This is a genomic window from Agreia sp., from assembly GCF_964263775.1.
Lineage (GTDB): Bacteria > Actinomycetota > Actinomycetes > Actinomycetales > Microbacteriaceae > Agreia.
In genome coordinates, this window is record NZ_CAXVWM010000194.1 from 1 (window position 1) to 16,317 (window position 16,317).

General features: G+C 66.2%; 12 protein-coding genes and 1 pseudogene. 7 read left to right on the plus strand and 6 right to left on the minus strand.

Going from position 1 to position 16,317, the window contains the following annotated elements; translation table 11 throughout:
- Both ACE5CZ_RS13860 and ACE5CZ_RS13865 read left to right on the plus strand, forming a co-directional pair.
- Positions 1-453 (plus strand): annotated as a pseudogene (locus ACE5CZ_RS13860) (hypothetical protein); the annotation flags it as partial.
- A complete protein-coding gene (locus ACE5CZ_RS13865; protein ID WP_374947921.1) occupies positions 450-2,456 on the plus strand; it encodes a YhgE/Pip family protein in 2,007 nt (668 codons plus the stop codon). The pseudogene ACE5CZ_RS13860 and the gene ACE5CZ_RS13865, both read left to right, overlap by 4 nt.
- A gap of 136 nt (positions 2,457-2,592) precedes the next feature.
- Here ACE5CZ_RS13865 and ACE5CZ_RS13870 read toward each other — a convergent pair whose 3' ends face one another.
- Positions 2,593-4,125: a molybdopterin-dependent oxidoreductase gene (locus tag ACE5CZ_RS13870; RefSeq protein ID WP_374947922.1), complete on the minus strand. Its 1,533-nt coding sequence runs from the start codon at positions 4,123-4,125 to the stop codon at positions 2,593-2,595.
- A gap of 76 nt (positions 4,126-4,201) precedes the next feature.
- Between ACE5CZ_RS13870 and ACE5CZ_RS13875 the strand changes: the two genes are divergently transcribed.
- Together ACE5CZ_RS13875 and ACE5CZ_RS13880 are read left to right on the plus strand one after the other, a co-directional pair.
- Positions 4,202-5,887 carry a sensor histidine kinase gene (locus tag ACE5CZ_RS13875; protein WP_374947923.1) on the plus strand — a complete coding sequence of 562 codons (1,686 nt, stop codon included), beginning with the start codon at positions 4,202-4,204 and terminating at the stop codon, positions 5,885-5,887.
- Positions 5,884-7,044 carry a GGDEF domain-containing protein gene (locus ACE5CZ_RS13880; RefSeq protein WP_374947924.1) on the plus strand — a complete coding sequence of 387 codons (1,161 nt, stop codon included), beginning with the start codon at positions 5,884-5,886 and terminating at the stop codon, positions 7,042-7,044. The genes ACE5CZ_RS13875 and ACE5CZ_RS13880 overlap by 4 nt, the downstream gene beginning before the upstream one ends.
- Before the next feature lie 30 nt (positions 7,045-7,074).
- Here the strand turns inward: ACE5CZ_RS13880 and ACE5CZ_RS13885 are convergent, their stop codons facing one another.
- On the minus strand, positions 7,075-7,686 hold the full coding sequence (locus tag ACE5CZ_RS13885; protein WP_374947925.1) for a hypothetical protein: 612 nt from the start codon (positions 7,684-7,686) through the stop codon (positions 7,075-7,077).
- Between the two features lie 125 nt (positions 7,687-7,811).
- On the opposite strand from ACE5CZ_RS13885, the gene ACE5CZ_RS13890 reads away from it, so the two are divergent.
- Positions 7,812-9,257, plus strand: coding sequence for a glycosyltransferase (locus tag ACE5CZ_RS13890; RefSeq protein WP_374947926.1), 1,446 nt, complete (start codon positions 7,812-7,814; stop codon positions 9,255-9,257).
- Positions 9,254-9,616: a hypothetical protein gene (locus tag ACE5CZ_RS13895; protein WP_374947927.1), complete on the plus strand. Its 363-nt coding sequence runs from the start codon at positions 9,254-9,256 to the stop codon at positions 9,614-9,616. Before ACE5CZ_RS13890 ends, ACE5CZ_RS13895 begins: the two co-directional genes overlap by 4 nt.
- Before the next feature lie 13 nt (positions 9,617-9,629).
- On the opposite strand, the gene ACE5CZ_RS13900 is transcribed toward ACE5CZ_RS13895, so the two are convergent.
- From ACE5CZ_RS13900 to ACE5CZ_RS13915, 4 genes are all read right to left on the minus strand, one after another.
- Positions 9,630-10,556, minus strand: a complete 927-nt coding sequence (locus tag ACE5CZ_RS13900) for a response regulator transcription factor (protein WP_374947928.1) — start codon at positions 10,554-10,556, stop codon at positions 9,630-9,632.
- Positions 10,557-10,592: 36 nt separating this feature from the next.
- Complete coding sequence (locus ACE5CZ_RS13905) at positions 10,593-11,627, minus strand: glycoside hydrolase family 6 protein (protein ID WP_374947929.1); 1,035 nt, start codon at positions 11,625-11,627, stop codon at positions 10,593-10,595.
- On the minus strand, positions 11,624-12,301 hold the full coding sequence (locus ACE5CZ_RS13910; RefSeq protein WP_374947930.1) for a TrmH family RNA methyltransferase: 678 nt from the start codon (positions 12,299-12,301) through the stop codon (positions 11,624-11,626). Before ACE5CZ_RS13910 ends, ACE5CZ_RS13905 begins: the two co-directional genes overlap by 4 nt.
- 226 nt (positions 12,302-12,527) lie before the next feature.
- A complete protein-coding gene (locus tag ACE5CZ_RS13915; protein ID WP_374947931.1) occupies positions 12,528-13,805 on the minus strand; it encodes a hypothetical protein in 1,278 nt (425 codons plus the stop codon).
- 1,242 nt (positions 13,806-15,047) lie between these two features.
- On the opposite strand from ACE5CZ_RS13915, the gene ACE5CZ_RS13920 reads away from it, so the two are divergent.
- The gene (locus tag ACE5CZ_RS13920) at positions 15,048-16,301 is read left to right on the plus strand and encodes an Nramp family divalent metal transporter (protein ID WP_374947932.1); all 1,254 of its coding nucleotides are present in this window, start codon (positions 15,048-15,050) and stop codon (positions 16,299-16,301) included.
- Positions 16,302-16,317 lie beyond the last annotated feature (16 nt).

Below are 16,317 nucleotides of genomic sequence, written 5' to 3' on the forward strand. Positions count from 1 at the left end.
CCGGCCGTGGGCGGCGACGAGCTGCGCGCATCCGTGGCGGTGGTCGACGCGCCCGACATCTCGGAGCCCGCCGCCGGCCTGCGGCTCGACAGCATCGTGCAGGAGGAGCTGATGTTCGCCGAGCTGCCCACGTCGTCGAAAGCCGTTCGCGAGACCCTCGAGACACTCGGCGCGCTCGAGTTCGCGCGCACCCCCATCGAGCAGGTGCCCGTGACCGTGCGGCTGCGCGTTCTCGCCGAACTCGCCGCTCTGCGAACGGATGTCGACGCTCTCGTGCTCACCTCGCCCGACCGGCACGGCGGCGATCCGCTCGAGTGGTACCCGATCGCCGAATCTCTGGCCGACCGCGGCTACGCCGTGCTCGTGATCGCAGGGGCCGCGTCAGTTGCGCTGCTCGACGAAGTGGCGCTGCTCGAAGAAACCGAAGAAGCAGAAGAAGAAGACACGAAATGATCATCGTCACGCTCGTGCGCACTGAACTGCGCCGACTCACCTCATCGAAGATGGGTATCGTGGCGCTCATCGCGCTGATGTGCGTTCCCGTCATCTACGCCGGGCTCTACCTGTGGGGCAACAACGACCCCTACGGCAACCTCAAGGACGTGCCCGTGGGCCTGGTCGTCGAAGACACCGGCGCCACGCAGACCGACTCCGACGGAGCCACTTCGACCGTAAACTACGGAGACGAGGTGCGCGACGAGCTGCTGAGAGACAACAGTGTCAAGTGGATCGAGGCGTCCGCCGCCGAAGCGAAGAAAGGCGTCAGCGACGGCACGTTCGACTTCGTGCTCACACTCGGCACAGACTTCTCGGCCGACCTCACCTCGCCGATCACGACCAGCCCGAAGCGTGCGTCGGTCGAACTGACGACGAACGACACGAACAGCTTCTTGGCCACCACGATCGCCGGAAACGTCGCCGAGAAGGTGCGCTCCTCGATCGCCGAGAAGGTCGGAAAAGAGGCGGCGCTGCAGTTTCTCGACGGTTTCGCCGACGTGGGCACCAGCCTCGAGACGGCCATCGACGGCGCGAATCAGCTGGCCGAGGGCACGGCCACGGCGGCGAACGGCGCGGCGATCCTCAGCGCGGGCGCGGCGACCGTGAACGACGGTGCACAGCAGCTCTCGACCGGGGCTTCTCAGGTCAACTCGGGCGCCTCCGACCTCGACTCCGGGCTGCAGCAGCTCGCCGACGCCACGTCGACTCTGCCGGCGGACACTGCCGCGCTCAACACGGGCGCGCAAGACGTCGCGGCGGGAAACGCGGAACTCGCCAAGCAGGGCGCGACCGCGGCGGCCGACGCGAACACTCTCGCGGCACAGGTGCCGCAGGCGAGAACCGACATCATCGCCCTGCTCACGACCCTGGTCGACAACAAGACGATCACGCAGGCTCAGGCCGACGAGATCCTGGCCACACTCGATCCGGTGGGCCGACAGGTCACCGACGCGAACACACGGATCCAGACCCTCAACGGGCAGCTCGCCGCCCTCGCCGCAGGCAGCCAGCAGGTCGCCGACGGAACCGCGACGCTCGCCGCCTCAGCGCCGACGCTGGCCGGAGGCATCTCCGACGCCTCGATCGGCGCATCCACCCTCGCCGGAGGCGCCCAGCAGCTGGCCGACGGAAGCTCCGAGCTCGCGGCGGGCACGCCCGCCCTCGCTTCCGGGGCCGCCGAGCTGCAGACCGGCATCCTGAAACTCGACGACGGGGCGCACCAACTCGCATCCGGTCTCACCGACGGGCTCGGCAAGCTGCCCATCGAGACGGCAGAGCAGCGCGAGAAGAGCGCCTCGATCATCTCGAACCCGGCGTCCATCGACACGAACGCGGTCACCAAGGCGAGCACCTACGGGGCCGGAATGGCGCCGTTCTTCATCAGCCTCGCGGCCTGGATCGGCATCTACGCGCTGTTCTTGATCATCAAGCCGCTCTCGAAGCGAGCCGTGACCGCTCTGCGCAAGCCCGTGCGGGTGACCGCGGCCGGGCTGATGACCCCCGGCATCCTGGGCGCCATCCAGATGATCGCCGTGTTCGCAATCGTGACCCTCGCGCTCGGCTACTCCGTGGCCAACCCCCTCGGCATGCTCGGCTTCATGATCGTGACCTCGGTGACCTATGCCGCGATCATTCTGGCGCTGAATATCTGGCTGGGCAGCGTGGGTCAGTTCCTCGGCCTGGTGCTGATGGTGCTGCAGCTCGTGACCGCCGGCGGAACGTTTCCCTGGCAGACGCTCCCCGGCCCGCTCGCCGCGCTTCACCACGCGCTGCCGATGGGATACGCGGTCGACGGCATCCGGCAACTCATGTACGGCGGCAACCTGGCGCTGGCATGGGGCGACGTAGCCGTGCTGCTGGCGTTCCTCGTGGGCGCGCTCGCACTCTCGTGGCTGGGCGCCCGCCGCATGACCCGAACGCGCACGCTGCGCGACCTGCGCCCCTCGCTGATCGGCTGATCGGCGCGAGGTGTCCACACCAGCAAGAAGTCCCGCCAATGGCGAGGTGTGCGTGGTGACCGTGCCCGAATGCATCCATTGTGCGCCGTCACCCGTGACGTAATGGAGGTATTCGGGCACGAACACCGGCCGCGCGTCAGCCCTCGACTGTCACCCGGATCGTGTCCCAGCCGGTGGCGCCGCTCGGCGCGGGCGGCGCCTCCTGCTGCGTCTGCGTGTAGCCCGACTTGTCGGTGGCCCGCACCGCGATCGTGTGCGCCCCGGCCGAGGCCGACCACTGCAGCACCCACTGCACCCAGGTGTCGTCAGAGATCGGAGCGGCGAGCGTGGCCCGCTGCCAGGCGCCGTCGTCGATGCGCACCTCGACACCCGCGACCCCGGTGTGCGGCGACCAGGCGACGCCCGCGATCGCGACGGTTTGGGATGCGACGGTCTGGCCGTTCAGCGGAACGTCGATTCTCGACTCGGTCACCGCGGGCCCCAGGGCGTCCCAGCCCCGCGGGGTCCAGTACCCCTCGGCGTCGGCGAAACGCGTGACCTTCATCTCGGTGACCCATTTCGTGGCCGACACGTAGCCGAACAGGCCGGGCACGATCATCCGGGCCGGAAAACCGTGCTCCGTGGGCAGCGGCTCGCCGTTCATGCCCACGGCGAGGAGCGCCTGCCTGTCGGGATCAGTGAGCGCGTCGAGCGGTGTGCCGGCGGTGAAGCCGTCTGGCCCCGACGAGAGCACCATGTCGGCACCCGCCTGCGGCCCGGCCTTGGCGACCAGTTCGCGGATCGGATAGCCCAGCCAGGTGGCGTTGCCGATGAGCCCGCCGCCGACCTCGTTCGAGACGCACGAGATCGTGGCGACGTGCTCGGTGAGCGGCAGGGCGAGCAGCTCGGCGTAACCGATCGTGACCTCCGTATCGACGAGCCCGGTGATCTTCAGCTGCCACCCGTCGGGGTCGATCTGAGGAACCTGCAGGGCCACGTCGATGCGGTAGAACTGCTCGTTCGGGGTGATCAGCGAGGTGATCCCCTCGATGTCGAGGCTCGTTCCGGCCGACATGGCGGGGGCCGCCGTGGCCGGCGCGGGCAGGGCGATGGCCCGTCGGATGGCGGTGACCGCCGACGTGCTGGCGTTCATCGCGCGGGCGCCGATGGCCACGATGAGCGCAGTCGCCCCGGTGACCCCGGCGAAGGTCAGAAACTGCCGCCGACGCAGTGCCGTCTGCGCGGCGGCCGGCACGTCGCGCCAGGCGCCCAGGCGCCGGATGCCCGAACGCAGCGCAAGCACACCGGCGACCATTCCGAGCACGGTCGGGAACGCCCACAGGGCACTGGCCTCCGGCCGGGTCTGCACCGCGACGACCGCGATCGCCGAGAACAGCACGAGAACGGCCACGCCCAGGGGTGGACGACGCCGCTCGATCATGCCCGCGAGCGCCGCGAACACAAGAACGACGATGCCGAGGATCACGAAGAGCGCGACCTTGTCGCCCGTTCCGAAGAGGGCGATCATCGACTCCTTGAGCCAGGCCGGCGCGAGGTCGATCGCCAGCTGACCGACAGCGAAGAAGGGCGAGGAGGAGGCCGAGACGAAGACGGCGACGACCTCGGCCGTGGCAAGCACGACGAGGGCGGAGAGCACTCCGACGAGGGCCGCCGCCCAGTGTGTACGCATGTGCCCGACCCTACGCTGCCAGTCCGTGAGTTCGGGCTGAGTATTCGCACCGCCAACCGGTTGCTACGCTACGAGGGTGGTAGCCGTGTCGGGGGGCAGCGAGGCGATCGTCCGCCCTGCCGTCGAGCGCTCAGTCTTCCTCTCGCAGCTGCTTCTCGCCGGGGCCATGCTGGTGCTTGCGACGATCTCGTTCGTCATCGATCCGACATCCCTGGCTTCGCCCTTGTTCTTCACCGGGGTCGTCGTCGTCTTCACCGTCACCGGGCTCGCTGCGGCTGTGCCCTGGAGCCGTGTCGACAAGCTGTGGATCGTGTCGCTGCCGGTTCTCGACATCATCGCGATCGCCCTCATCAGGCAGGAGCAGCCCCAGCTCGGCGCCAGCTTTCTCTTCGTGTTCCCCGCGATCTGGATGTCGATGCACTTCGGTTTCTGGGGAGCCGCGACATCGGTGGTGCTGCCCGCCATCCTCACCTGGGGAGGCGAGTTCTTGCGCGACGGTACGCACACGATCGATCCGGCGATACTGCCTCGACTCGGTGTCGTTCCCATCGTGCTCTGCTTCGTCGCCACCACGGTCTACTCCACGACACGGCGGGCGGCAGCCCAGAGGTCGCTGCTGCAACAGCAGGCAGATCTCTTCGAGCGGGCGCTGCAGAGTTCGAGGCGGCAGAAGCAGACACTCGACGGACTCTTCGACGCCGTCGACTTCGGCGTCGTCGGATTCGACGGCTCCAGCCGGATCAACCTGGTCAACCGCGCCCAGCGTGAGATGGTCGCGCCGTTCGGCGTCGGCGATGGATCGGTCGTTCCCTCGGTCGTCTATCGCGAAGACAGGACGACCCCCTACGAAGAGAACGACAGGCCGCTCGAGCGCGCCCTGCGTGGTGAGATGATCGATCGCGAGACCGTCTGGTTCGGGGATCCCGACGAAACGCAGGCAGCGATCCTCACCTCGGCACGACCGGTGATCGACGAGCACGGCCACTACGACGGCGGCGTCATCGTGTTCCGCGATATCACCGCCGAGCTCAAGGCGGTCAAGGCCCGCGACGACCTCGTCGCCTCCGTGTCGCACGAGCTGCGCACTCCGCTCACATCGATCGTCGGCTACACAGAATTGGCGCTCGACGAAGACCTACCCGCGAGCACCCGGTCGATGCTCGAGATCACCGCCCGCAACGCCGATCGCATGCTGGGCATCGTGGCCGACCTGCTCGCGGCGGCGAGCGATTCCCCGCAGACCCTGCTGATGGTCTTCGCGCCCTGCGACCTGGCCCGGATCGTGCGTGACGGGATCGAGTCGATCACGCCCGTCGCATCCATCAACCACATCACGTTCACCGAGCCCGAGCTCGAACCCCTGGAGTTCGACGCCGACGCGTTTCGGCTGCGCCAGGTCATCGACAACATCCTGTCGAACGCCGTGAAGTACAACGTGGCGTACGGTCGCATCGATGTGACGCTGCGCGCAGTGGCCGACGGTGTCGCCGAGTTGCGCGTGCACGACACGGGCCGCGGCATGTCGGATGCGGAGCAGGCTCACCTGTTCGACCGGTTCTACCGGGCCGATTCGGTGCGCAATTCGGCCGTGCACGGCTCCGGCCTCGGCCTCAGCATCAGCCGCGACATCGTGCACCGGCACGGCGGCGATCTGCGCCTCGAGTCGTCACGCAACAATGGAACGACGGCGATCATGACCGTTCCGATGAGAGAACGCCGGCCCGCGGCCGGACCGACATCCCCAGCGAAGGCGACCCCATGACCCTCGACGTCGTCACCCTGATGACCATGTCCAGCCTCGCGGTCGTTCTCTGCGGGGTCTCGTTCATTCTCAACACCTCGTTCACTCGAAACGACGCCACCGGTCGCATGTGGAGCCTCGGTTTCATCGGTGGCATCATCGTGGCGGCGGGCTATGGCGTCGAGGCGCTGGTTGCCGGCGCCTGGTGGGGCCTGCTGGTCGGAAATGTGGCGTACACCGCCGCCATCGGCGCCCTGTGGTGCGGGGCGCGGCTGCACAATCACCGCTCGTCGCTGCTCTGGATCGTGGGCGTCGTCGCGGTCGTGGTCGCAGCGGCCACCATTCTGCAGACCCCCGCCGCGGGAACATGGGCCGGCGCACCCGTGCTGTGGCTCGGACTCGTGGCACTGAGCGTGCTGGGTGGCATCGAGCTGCAGCGTGGCCGGCTTCGGCGCAACGTCAACGGGCGCTCGCTCGGAACCGTGCTGTGGATCGTGGCCTTCTTCATGCTCGCCCGCACCGCCGTCTTTCTCGTCTCTGGGCCGGAGAGCCGCGCGTTCACGAGCTACTTCAACCCGGGAATCGCCGCCGTGATCACGATGGCTCTGATCATCAGCGCGGCCATCACCGTCTCGGTGCTGCGCGCCGAGCGGGGCGGCGACAGCGCCGTCGGAGATATCAGCGTGGGCATCCTGTCGCGGGCCGGCGTGCTGTCGGCCGAGTCATTCGTTCAGACCGCTGAAGACCACCTCGAGCGTGCCGAGGCCGCCGCCGTCGGCATGGCCCTGATCGGGGCGGATGTCGACCGACTTCCCGAGGTCAACACGGCGTTCGGACGCGCGGCGGGCGACGCCGCGATCTCGGCATTCGCTGAGACTCTCCGCACGACCGTGCCCGTGATGGCCGCCATCGGGCATCCTTCGGCCGGGCGGTTCTTCGTTCTGGTGCCCGTCACCAACGCGACCGAGGCGCTGGCCGTCGCCGAACGCATCCAAGTGGCCCTGGTCGACGCCCCACTGCCCGACACCCAGAAGATCAGGCTGACGGCGAGCCTCGGAGTCGCCGGCACCGTCGACCTCGGTTACTCGCTCGAAGCATTGACCGCCGCCGTCGCCGACTCGATCGACATGGCCAAAGCTGCCGGCGGCAACCATATCGAGCTGAGCACCGGTTCATAGGCTCGGCGCGAGGCTCGGGTGCGGGCTCGGCTACTGCGCGATCGCGATCGTGACCTGGTCGCTCGCCGTCTGCTTGGCGTACGTGCCCGAGGTCGGCGTGGTCTGGATGAGCAGTTCGTAGGTGAACGACAGGGTCACGCTCGTGGCCGCCGGGTCGATGGCCGGGAGAATGAAGGTCTGACTGTAGCTGTAGGGCGACTTGATGTCGTATCCCGGGGCGACCGTCGACTGGTCGCTCAGCGGAGCGGGAGCGTCGAGCGAGCCCGCGGGGCCGGTCACGGCGACTACGAGGCTGACGCGGGAGAGATAGACGCCCTGTCCTTGGTCGGTGCCGAGGGCTGCGATCAACGAGAAGCTGATGGGCTTGTTCGCATCCGCCGTCCACTGATCCATGCTCAGGTTCGACCAGTAGTTGGCGGTGAGGGCGGCGTCGCCGGCCTGAAGCTGATGCTGGGCCGAGCCCGTGGCGAGTTCGTTCACGATCGAGGTGATCGTGGCCTTGGGGGTCGGCGTCTTCGTCGTCGTGGCGGCGGATGTCGTGCCGGTCGCCCAGGGTGCCGTGCCGCATCCGCTCAGGGCCAGTATGAGGGCCGATCCGAGAGCGACGGTCGCAGCCGCCTTCGTGCAGCCTGTGCGAATCATGCGCCACTCCCCCGAGGTCGTCGCCGTCACACCTCGAAGCGGGTGCGCGAATCTTGAGCATATCTTGTGGAGACCTTGTCATCGGCTTGCCGAAACCCTGATTCTGGTGCGGCACAGTTGCATTCATGACCGAGACGAACCGCTACGTGATGCCCCAGCCGACTGTCGACCCCGCCCTCGCCGCCTACGCGACCGAGTTCATCGACATCGTCGGTGCCCTGCCGAATTATCGCCCGATGGTCGGCTGCATCGTTCCCGCCTACAACGAGGCCGACTCGATCGCGGATGTCCTCGAGTCGCTTCTCGCGCAGACCCGCCTGCCCGACGTCATCCACGTCATCGTGAACAACTCGACCGACAAGACCGTCGAGATCGCGAGCCGCTACGCCGGGCCGCACAGCCGCACCGACAACGGAGTGACGCAGGAGACAGAGATCTTCGTGCACGACATCGGCGAGAACCCCGACAAGAAGGTGGGTGCCCTCAACTACGGGTACTCGCTCGTCGAGGGCTGCGACTACCTGCTGGGCGTCGACGGCGACACGACCGCCGATGCCACGGCCGTCGAATCGCTCGAGGCCGAGATCGCCTCCGACACCCGCATCGGCGGCATCTCGGCGATCTACTCGATCGACGAGGCGCCCATCACGGGCACGATGGCCAAATTCCTCATCTCGGGCCAGCGCGCACAGTTCGCCGCGTTCAACATGCAGAACATGCTGCGCGGCCGCAACATGGCCGTTCTCGGCGGCCAGTTCTCGATCTTCTCGATCAAGGCGCTGCGCGAGGTCATGGCAGACAGCCACCAGGCCACGCCGTGGGTCAAAGACTCCGAGGTCGAAGACTCACTGCTCTCGCTGCAGATCAAGAGCGCCGGCTACCTCACCAAGATCTCGGCCCGCGCCCGCGCCAACGTCGGTGGCATGACGTCTTTGCGGGGACTCGACGCCCAGCAGGTCAAATGGAACTTCGGCGCCATCGAGCTCATGTGGCCGGGGCAGCGCGGCGACACCAAGGGCCAGCCCCTGCACCCGAATCTGCGGCTGCGCTGGCTCGAGAACCTGTCGATGGTCACCAACATCGTCACCCGCGGCCTGTTCTTCGTGCTGCTCATCGCGTCACTCTCGATCGGCGCCTTCGTCTTCAGCCCCGTGTGGTTGATTCCGCCGGTCGTGGCGATGGCGCTGAACTGGCGCACCGCCTACTCCATGAAGAACCGCAGCTGGAAAGACACGTTCTTCGCGCTGGCCCTCTTTCCCGCCGAGCTCTACATGTGGGTTCGCATCGGCCACTTCGTTCGCGCCTGGTCGAAGTTCGCCAGCAACAAGCAGGTCGACAACTGGGCCGAGCAGGCCAAGGCCGAGCGCGGCTCGGGCAACGCCTACCTCACCCCGTTGCTCGTCGCCGCCGGCATCGTCGTCGCCCTGGTCGTCATCTGGATGCAGCTGCCCATCGTCGCCCAGTCGACCATCCTCTGGATCGGCTGGCCCGTGCTCGGTGTCATCACCGTGCTGCAGACCCTCACCATGTTCGCCAAGCTGGTCAAGCGTCACCACGGCTACAAGGTATGAGCCGCCTGCTCGACGAGAACACCCTTCGCGGCCTGCTCTCGTCTGTGGGGCGGGACGACGGGGCGGGTACACGCTTCATCCACGATTTCGTCAGCCTGTGGGAGACCCGTGTGCAGAGGCTGACGAACGCCCTCGCCAAGCGCGACGCAGACCAGACACACGTCGCGCTTCTCAGCATCAGGGCGTCGAGCACGATGATCGGCGCTCAGGTCATCGAGGCGGCCGCAGCGCTGATGCTGAGCTCGCTCGACCGCCAGAATCTCGCGGAGTGCGCCCGTCATCTCGACCGGCTCGACCGGGTCGGACAGGAGACCTGCGCCGAACTCGACGAGCGATTCGGGCGCACCTCGAACGTCTGATCGGTCGGGCGAGCTACTCGTCTGACGCGGCGAGCCGGTACCCGACACCACGCACGGTCTCGAGCCAGCGCGGCGTCGTGAGACTGTCGCCGAGCTTCTTGCGCAGGTTGCCCATATGCACCTCGACGGCACGCTTGTCGGCCTCGGTCACGTAGTAGGCCGTCACGTAGCTCTCGCCCCGCAGAAGCAGTGCAAGGTCGGCCTTGGTGCGAACCCGACGCTTCGATTCGACGACGGCCACGAGCAGGTCGAACTCCGTGCGGGTCAGCTCGAGGTCTCTGCCGTCGAGAGAGGCCAGCCGCATCTCGCGATTGAGCCGCAGGCCGTTGTGCTCGATCCATCCCTCGCCGGTGTCCTGCGCGGCCTGTCTATCGACCGTCGATGCGGCATCCGGAGCGCCCGGGGCCGCGTGCGCACCCGTGCGGGTGCCCGGCGGCGGAGCCGCAGCAGGGGCGAGCGGAGCCGCGGCCGGGGCGGGCGGCGCGGTCGTCGTAGGGGCGGGGGTAGCCATTGCAGCAGCAGCCGCGGGCTCGCCTGCCGACATCATGCGCGGTCGGCGAAGCAGTGCCTCGATGCGAGCGCGCAACTCGCGCGGGCGGAAGGGTTTGGTCAAATAGTCGTCGGCGCCGGCCTCGAGCCCCTGCAGGGTGTCGATCTCCTCGTCGCGCGCCGTGAGCATCACGAGATAGGTCTGGCTGAACGTGCGCAGGCGCTTCGCCACCTCGAAACCGTCCATGCCGGGCATGCTCACGTCGAGGGTGGTCACGATCGGTTCGTAGGCGCGCACGGCCTGGATGCCGTCGTGGCCGTTGCTCGTGGCGATCACGTCGAATCCGGCCTGCGTGAGCACGCTTTCGAGCAGGTGCCGAATATCTGCATCGTCTTCGATGATGACGGCCATCCGTCTGTCTTGCGCCTCGTAGCCCACAGTGATCCCCAACCCGAACGGTACGGTGCACCCTACCAAAGAGTGCGATCACCAGCCGGCATTGTCGGCCAGCTCGAGCGCCCTTCCGGGCCACCAGGTTCCCGCGGCCGGGCCGCCGTTGCACGTGCCGTCACTCTCTCCCGGCGGCTTGATCCACAGCTGGGCGTCGAGGTGGCCGGCATCGATGACGACGCTCGGCGCGTCGCCGAGCGCGCGTCCCGAGGGGTTGCACCACGCGCCGTTCGAGCCCCTTCCGTTTCGCCCGATGTCGATCACATAGTGCGAGTCGCCCGTGAGTGACGAGAGCTTCTCGCCGTACGCGCGCTCGGTGACGGTGGAGTTGTAATTCGAGACGTTCGTCGCGAACCCGCGGGTCTCGGCGATGCCGGCGCGGTTCAAGAGCCCGGCCATCTGTGCCGCGGGCAACCACGTGGAGTGCCCGCCGTCGAGGTAGACGATCGCCCGCGTCGACACGAAGGCGTCGACGGCCGCCGCGACCTCGGAGACGCGTTCGTCGACGTTGCCGCACTGCGTGGCGAGCGCCAGGGCATCGGGTTCGAGGATGACGACGGCCGAACGCGCGGCGAACGCGCCCGCGATCTCGGCGACCCAGAGCGGGTATTCGGTCGCAGAGAGACCGCCGGCCGACAGGCTTCCGCAGTCGCGGTTCGGCACGCCGTAGACGACGAAGACCGGGGTCGAACGGGATGCGTCGGCCGCGTCGAGGGTCGCGCTGACCGTGGCGGCCACTGTGGCGCTCGGGTACTTCTCGGGTGTGAGCCAGATGGCCGTCGGGGTGGCCGCGAGCCTGTCGAGAACGCCCGTCGCAGCCGAATCAGCGGCTGCAGCGGCGGATGCGGCCGCGGCCTGCGCCGCGAGCGACTCGGGGTCGGCGTAGAACGTCTCGCCACGCAGCGGGTTGTCGATGGGTGCGTTCGCATCGGAGCCGGAACTCGTGGCCGGCTCGGAGGCGGGAAGGGGGATGCTGATCAGCCCCGTGAAGACCACACCGAGCGCCACGATGGGCAGGCTGAGCGCGACGATGGCGATCGCCACCCCGGTTCTCGCGCCACGAGAGGTCACGTGTTCAGCGTATCCGGCGTCGACGCTGCGAAGTCGATGTGCTGCAGAATCCACGCGTGCATGGCGACGGCCGCCGCGGCCGACGCATTGATCGAGCGGGTGGAGCCGAACTGGCTGATCTCGACGATGGCGTCGGCCGCCTCGAGCGCGGGCGCCGAGAGGCCGGGGCCCTCCTGGCCGAAGAGCAGCACGCACTCGGCGGGCAGGGCGAAAGTCTCGATGAGAACGCTGCCCGGCACGTTGTCGATCGCGATCACCGGCAGTCCCGCATCCGCCGCCCACGCCACGAAGGTCTCGACATCGGGGTGGTGCAGCACGTGCTGGTAGCGGTCGGTGACCATGGCGCCGCGCTTGTTCCACCGCCGCCTACCGATGATGTGCACGGTGTCGGCGCCGAACGCGTTTGCGCTGCGCACGATCGAGCCGATGTTGAGGTCGTGCTGCCAGTTCTCGATGGCCACGTGAAACGGATGCCGGGTGAGGTCGAGATCGGCGACGATCGCGTCCATGCGCCAATAACGGTAACGGTCGATCACGTTGCGCGAGTCGCCTCTGGCGAGCAACTCGGCATCGTAGAAATCGTCGCCCGGCAACTCGCCCTGCCAGGGGCCCACTCCGTTGGTCGTGAGTTCGACAGACGGATTCTGCGGGGCGGGAACCGGCTCATCGAGCATGACCACAGGCTAGCGGAGCCGTCGGTCTTTCATCTTCCTCACGGCATAACTTGGATTATAGAAACGATTGTCAGTCGGCGTCGCCCGAAAGTTGTCCACGGCTTTCAGGCTCTCTTTGGCCCGGACACCTGTGCCGTGTTGTCGCGAGCTCACGAGCCACCTATGTGGCATATCCGTCGATCTCCGGCCGGCAGAGGCCACTAGATCGACGGATATGGTCTAGCTGCTAGGGAACTATCAAAAACGACCACGACGGATTGTTATTTGCAAAGGCGTACAGTGGCGCAAAGATGCCGTCAGCGCTACAGAGGCGCCCCCCAGCGTCACCAGTGCAGGTGGTGTTTCCGTTAGAGATACCGCTAATAATTCCCGTACCCCATACATACCCTCCCGTACGAACCTCAATCACCGGTCCGCCACTGTCACCCTGTCCGAGGGCAGGCGTTCCGCTTGTCTGGTGGGTAAGCGACAGGTTGTAGTAGCACTGCAATGCGGCATAACAAACTGTGACACCAATGTTTGTAACCGTGTTGTTGCAGACGATCCCCGAACGTGACCCGTTGTAACAAACGCTGCTTCCGATGGGTGCTCCGTAGTACCCCTTTATCGGGGCAACTGATGAACTGTTCTGATAACCAGCGATGTATGAATACGCGGTGACGTTCGACGCTGACGTGCCGCTGAAAATCTCAAAGTCAGTCCCCCCAGCGGCTTGGCCCGTCGTGTTTCCCACTAGCGTCGACTGAGCGACACCGTAGTACCAAGGCTGCCCAATGGTTCCTCCGCAGTGGTCGGCGGTTAGGTTGCCGTAGGTCGCGCCACTTATGACGGGGAAACCTGTCGTACAGAGGTAGCCCTGGCCGTTCATAATCGCGCCTGAAACGATGGGGCCAGTATTGCTGCCCCTTGTGGCAGTTTCTGGACGCTCGCCGGTTTCGATTGTGAGCGGGATGCTGGACTTGAGTCCGTCGGTCTTTGCTTTCAAACCTTGGCCAGATCCGGGTTCTACCACCAGGTTGATAGAGCTCCCGTCTTTTGCCGGTTCGGCATACGCTACGAGATCTCCGTTCGGCAAATTGCCAGACTCTCCTACAAGCGTCCGAATGGCGTCTTGAATTTCAGTCTTGGAATTCACTGCCGGGAAAATTGTAAATTTTTGACTGGAAAGGCCGGATGTCAACTCCTGACGGACGGCCGTGTCGTCCCCGAAGACGTAAAGGTCGAGGGACGAAGCTTTTTCATTCCACTCGTAGGTGTTAATACTCGCGTCTAGATCGCCGAGCTGAAGTTGAGTAACCGCCTCCTTGACTGCCACAGGAACGGGATCCTTCCACTCGTCCGGGACGTCTGTAAGGAGATCAGTGCCTGCCGGAAGATCAGAATTCGGGGCCTGTTGTGTGGGGAAAGATTCCGGCGGTATGTCTTGCGCGACCGCCCCCTGAGCAGCAGGTGCGGCCAGCAGCAAGGCAGCGGCTGTGACGAAAATCAATGACTTATGACGCATAGTTAAGACTCCCCCGTGTTTGACTCGCCTGAATGGATCCAGTATGGGATTCGAGAGTTGGCGAGATGGTTAGAAGTATGAGTGGGTCGCTGCTGACCTGGCAACAACTTTTCAAACATGAGGAATCTAATACCTAGGGTTGACGGTAAATTCTTGGTCTGCCTTGCCCGACGAGACGGTGACGTTCGCCTCGTCCGGGAGTGCGTCCCAGTCGTCGGTTTGGTACTCAAATGTGGTGGGAACTACGTCGGCCGTACAAGAGCCGCTGGTGTCTATCTGGTAGTGAAACCTCAGGCTTTGAACGTTGGTTTCGTATTCTTGAGGGCGGCAACTCGAACTGGAGAATAGTGTGACCCACACACTGTCGTGAGTTTTGGAAATTGTGACCAAGGGCGATCCTTCCAACGCCAAGCTGGGACGTTCCGCGTGGGAAACGCCGGAAGGAAAACCATTCATCCCTCTGCTCTCCGTTGAGCTGCACGACGTCAGGACGAGGGACAAAAGCAAGGCTCCGATACCGACTGTTCTCCTAGTCATGCTCACGTACCAAATGTATGTCACAGGGGCAGATCAGGACAGGGATAGCTGGAGGCCCCCACATCCGGAAGGTGAGTCAGAAGCCCGACTTGACGCACTCGCGGCTCACGCGGGCGTCTCGGGTGCTGCAGTTAGACGCTGCTCCGCAGCTAGTTGAAGAAGATTCGACGCCTCGTGTCGCCCACGATGTGGGAGACACTGACGCGTCGACCAGGGCGCGTGTCCGCTCGCGGGCTCCCGATCCTGCTCCTCGTGCTTACGCCGTGGTGCCCGCGTAGACGTCTGGAGCGGCGTGGTTCGATGCTCTGACGGATGCGTTGGCGAGTCCTGAGGGTGACGAGATCTGGAGGCGCGTGAGCGTAGCTCCTGACACTGTGTTGAGGGTGGCTCGCCGCGATTGGCTGTCGGCCGACGTCGCCACGGGGCGCGGTGTGACGACCGCTCACGCGACGATCGCGGTCGAGCTTGGCATGGCGAAGAAGACCGTTCAGCGTGCCCGAGAGATCATTCAGGAGTTTGGCTACTCGGTCACGATTTTGGAGGGTTCCTACTTGACCGAGGAGGAACGCCGGGCCGCTCGTGAGCACCACAGGGCTTCCAGATGCAAGCAGCTTCGAGGCTACCGGAACCGCTCCGCCCGTTCCCTGAGCCTGTCGCAGGGCGCGGCTCTTTTAGGCGCGCCTAAATATTCGCTACAGTGGCGTCATGCTCGAATCCACGGCGCCGGTGACGACGCCCCGCGCACCCCGGGGCTCCCACCTCGTCTGGCTGCTCGGGCCCGCGCTCGTCGCCGGCGTCGCCTACCTCGATCCGGGCAACGTCGCCAGCAACATGACCGCGGGTGCCGCGTTCGGATTCTTGCTCGTCTGGGTCGTGGTGCTCGGCAACGTGATGGCCTGGCTCATCCAGTACCTGTCGGCGAAGCTCGGAATCGTGACCGGCAAGAGCCTTCCCGAGCTGCTCGGAGAACGGATCGGCTCGTCCTGGGGCCGTCGACTCTTCTGGGTGCAGGCCGAGCTCGTGGCCATGGCGACAGACCTCGCCGAGATCATCGGAGGGGCCATCGCCCTCTCGCTGCTGTTCGAGCTGCCCCTGCTCGTCGGCGGCGTGATCACCGGCACGGTCTCGATGCTGGTGCTCATCCTTCAGGGATCGGGGCGGCAGAAGACGTTCGAGCGCGTCATCATCTCGCTGCTCGTGATCATCGCGGTGGGATTCGCGGCCGGCGTCGTGATCAACCCGCCCGACGCGGCCTCCGTCGTCGGCGGCCTCGTGCCCCGGTTCGAGGGACCGTCGTCGGTGCTGCTCGCCGCATCCATTCTGGGCGCCACGATCATGCCGCACGCCATCTACGCGCATTCGGCCCTCACCCGCGACCGCTTCGCCGTGCGTGCAATCGGGCACACGACGAAGCGCCTCCTCTCGGCCACCCGCTGGGACGTGTCGATCGCCCTCGCCATCGCGGGAACCGTGAACCTCGCCATCCTGCTGCTCGCGGCCACATCGTTGCAGGGGGTCGCCGGCACCGACACGCTCGGGGGCGCGCACGCCGCAATCGGCCAGGCCATGGGCGGCGTCGTCGCGACCCTGTTCGCGGTCGGGCTGCTGGCATCCGGCCTCGCATCGACCTCGGTCGGCGCCTACGCGGGGGCCGAGATCATGCACGGCCTGCTCACGGTGCGCATCCCGATCGTCTGGCGCCGGCTCGTCACCCTCATTCCGGCGCTCGTCGTTCTGGGAGTCGGGCTCGATCCCACCTGGTCGCTCGTGCTCAGCCAGGTGGTGCTCTCGTTCGGAATTCCGTTCGCGCTCATTCCGCTCGTCTGGCTCACGTCGCGCACGGCGCTGCTCGGCGAGTTCACCAACCGCTGGCACACCACCGTCGCGGGCATTCTCGCCTCGGTGCTGCTCGTCACGCTCAACGTGACGCTGCTCGTGCTCATCTTCACGGGGGCCTGACCCTAGGCTGGAGCGA

What these genes read in the sequence shown, in the direction of transcription:
- ACE5CZ_RS13865 (WP_374947921.1), top strand. Translation starts at nt 450, where the DNA reads ATGATCATCGTCACGCTCGTGCGCACTGAACTGCGCCGACTCACCTCA.
- ACE5CZ_RS13870 (WP_374947922.1), bottom strand. Translation starts at nt 4,125, where the DNA reads ATGCGTACACACTGGGCGGCGGCCCTCGTCGGAGTGCTCTCCGCCCTC.
- ACE5CZ_RS13880 (WP_374947924.1), top strand. Translation starts at nt 5,884, where the DNA reads ATGACCCTCGACGTCGTCACCCTGATGACCATGTCCAGCCTCGCGGTC.
- ACE5CZ_RS13885 (WP_374947925.1), bottom strand. Translation starts at nt 7,686, where the DNA reads ATGATTCGCACAGGCTGCACGAAGGCGGCTGCGACCGTCGCTCTCGGA.
- ACE5CZ_RS13890 (WP_374947926.1), top strand. Translation starts at nt 7,812, where the DNA reads ATGACCGAGACGAACCGCTACGTGATGCCCCAGCCGACTGTCGACCCC.
- ACE5CZ_RS13895 (WP_374947927.1), top strand. Translation starts at nt 9,254, where the DNA reads ATGAGCCGCCTGCTCGACGAGAACACCCTTCGCGGCCTGCTCTCGTCT.
- ACE5CZ_RS13910 (WP_374947930.1), bottom strand. Translation starts at nt 12,301, where the DNA reads ATGCTCGATGAGCCGGTTCCCGCCCCGCAGAATCCGTCTGTCGAACTC.
- ACE5CZ_RS13915 (WP_374947931.1), bottom strand. Translation starts at nt 13,805, where the DNA reads ATGCGTCATAAGTCATTGATTTTCGTCACAGCCGCTGCCTTGCTGCTG.
- ACE5CZ_RS13920 (WP_374947932.1), top strand. Translation starts at nt 15,048, where the DNA reads ATGCTCGAATCCACGGCGCCGGTGACGACGCCCCGCGCACCCCGGGGC.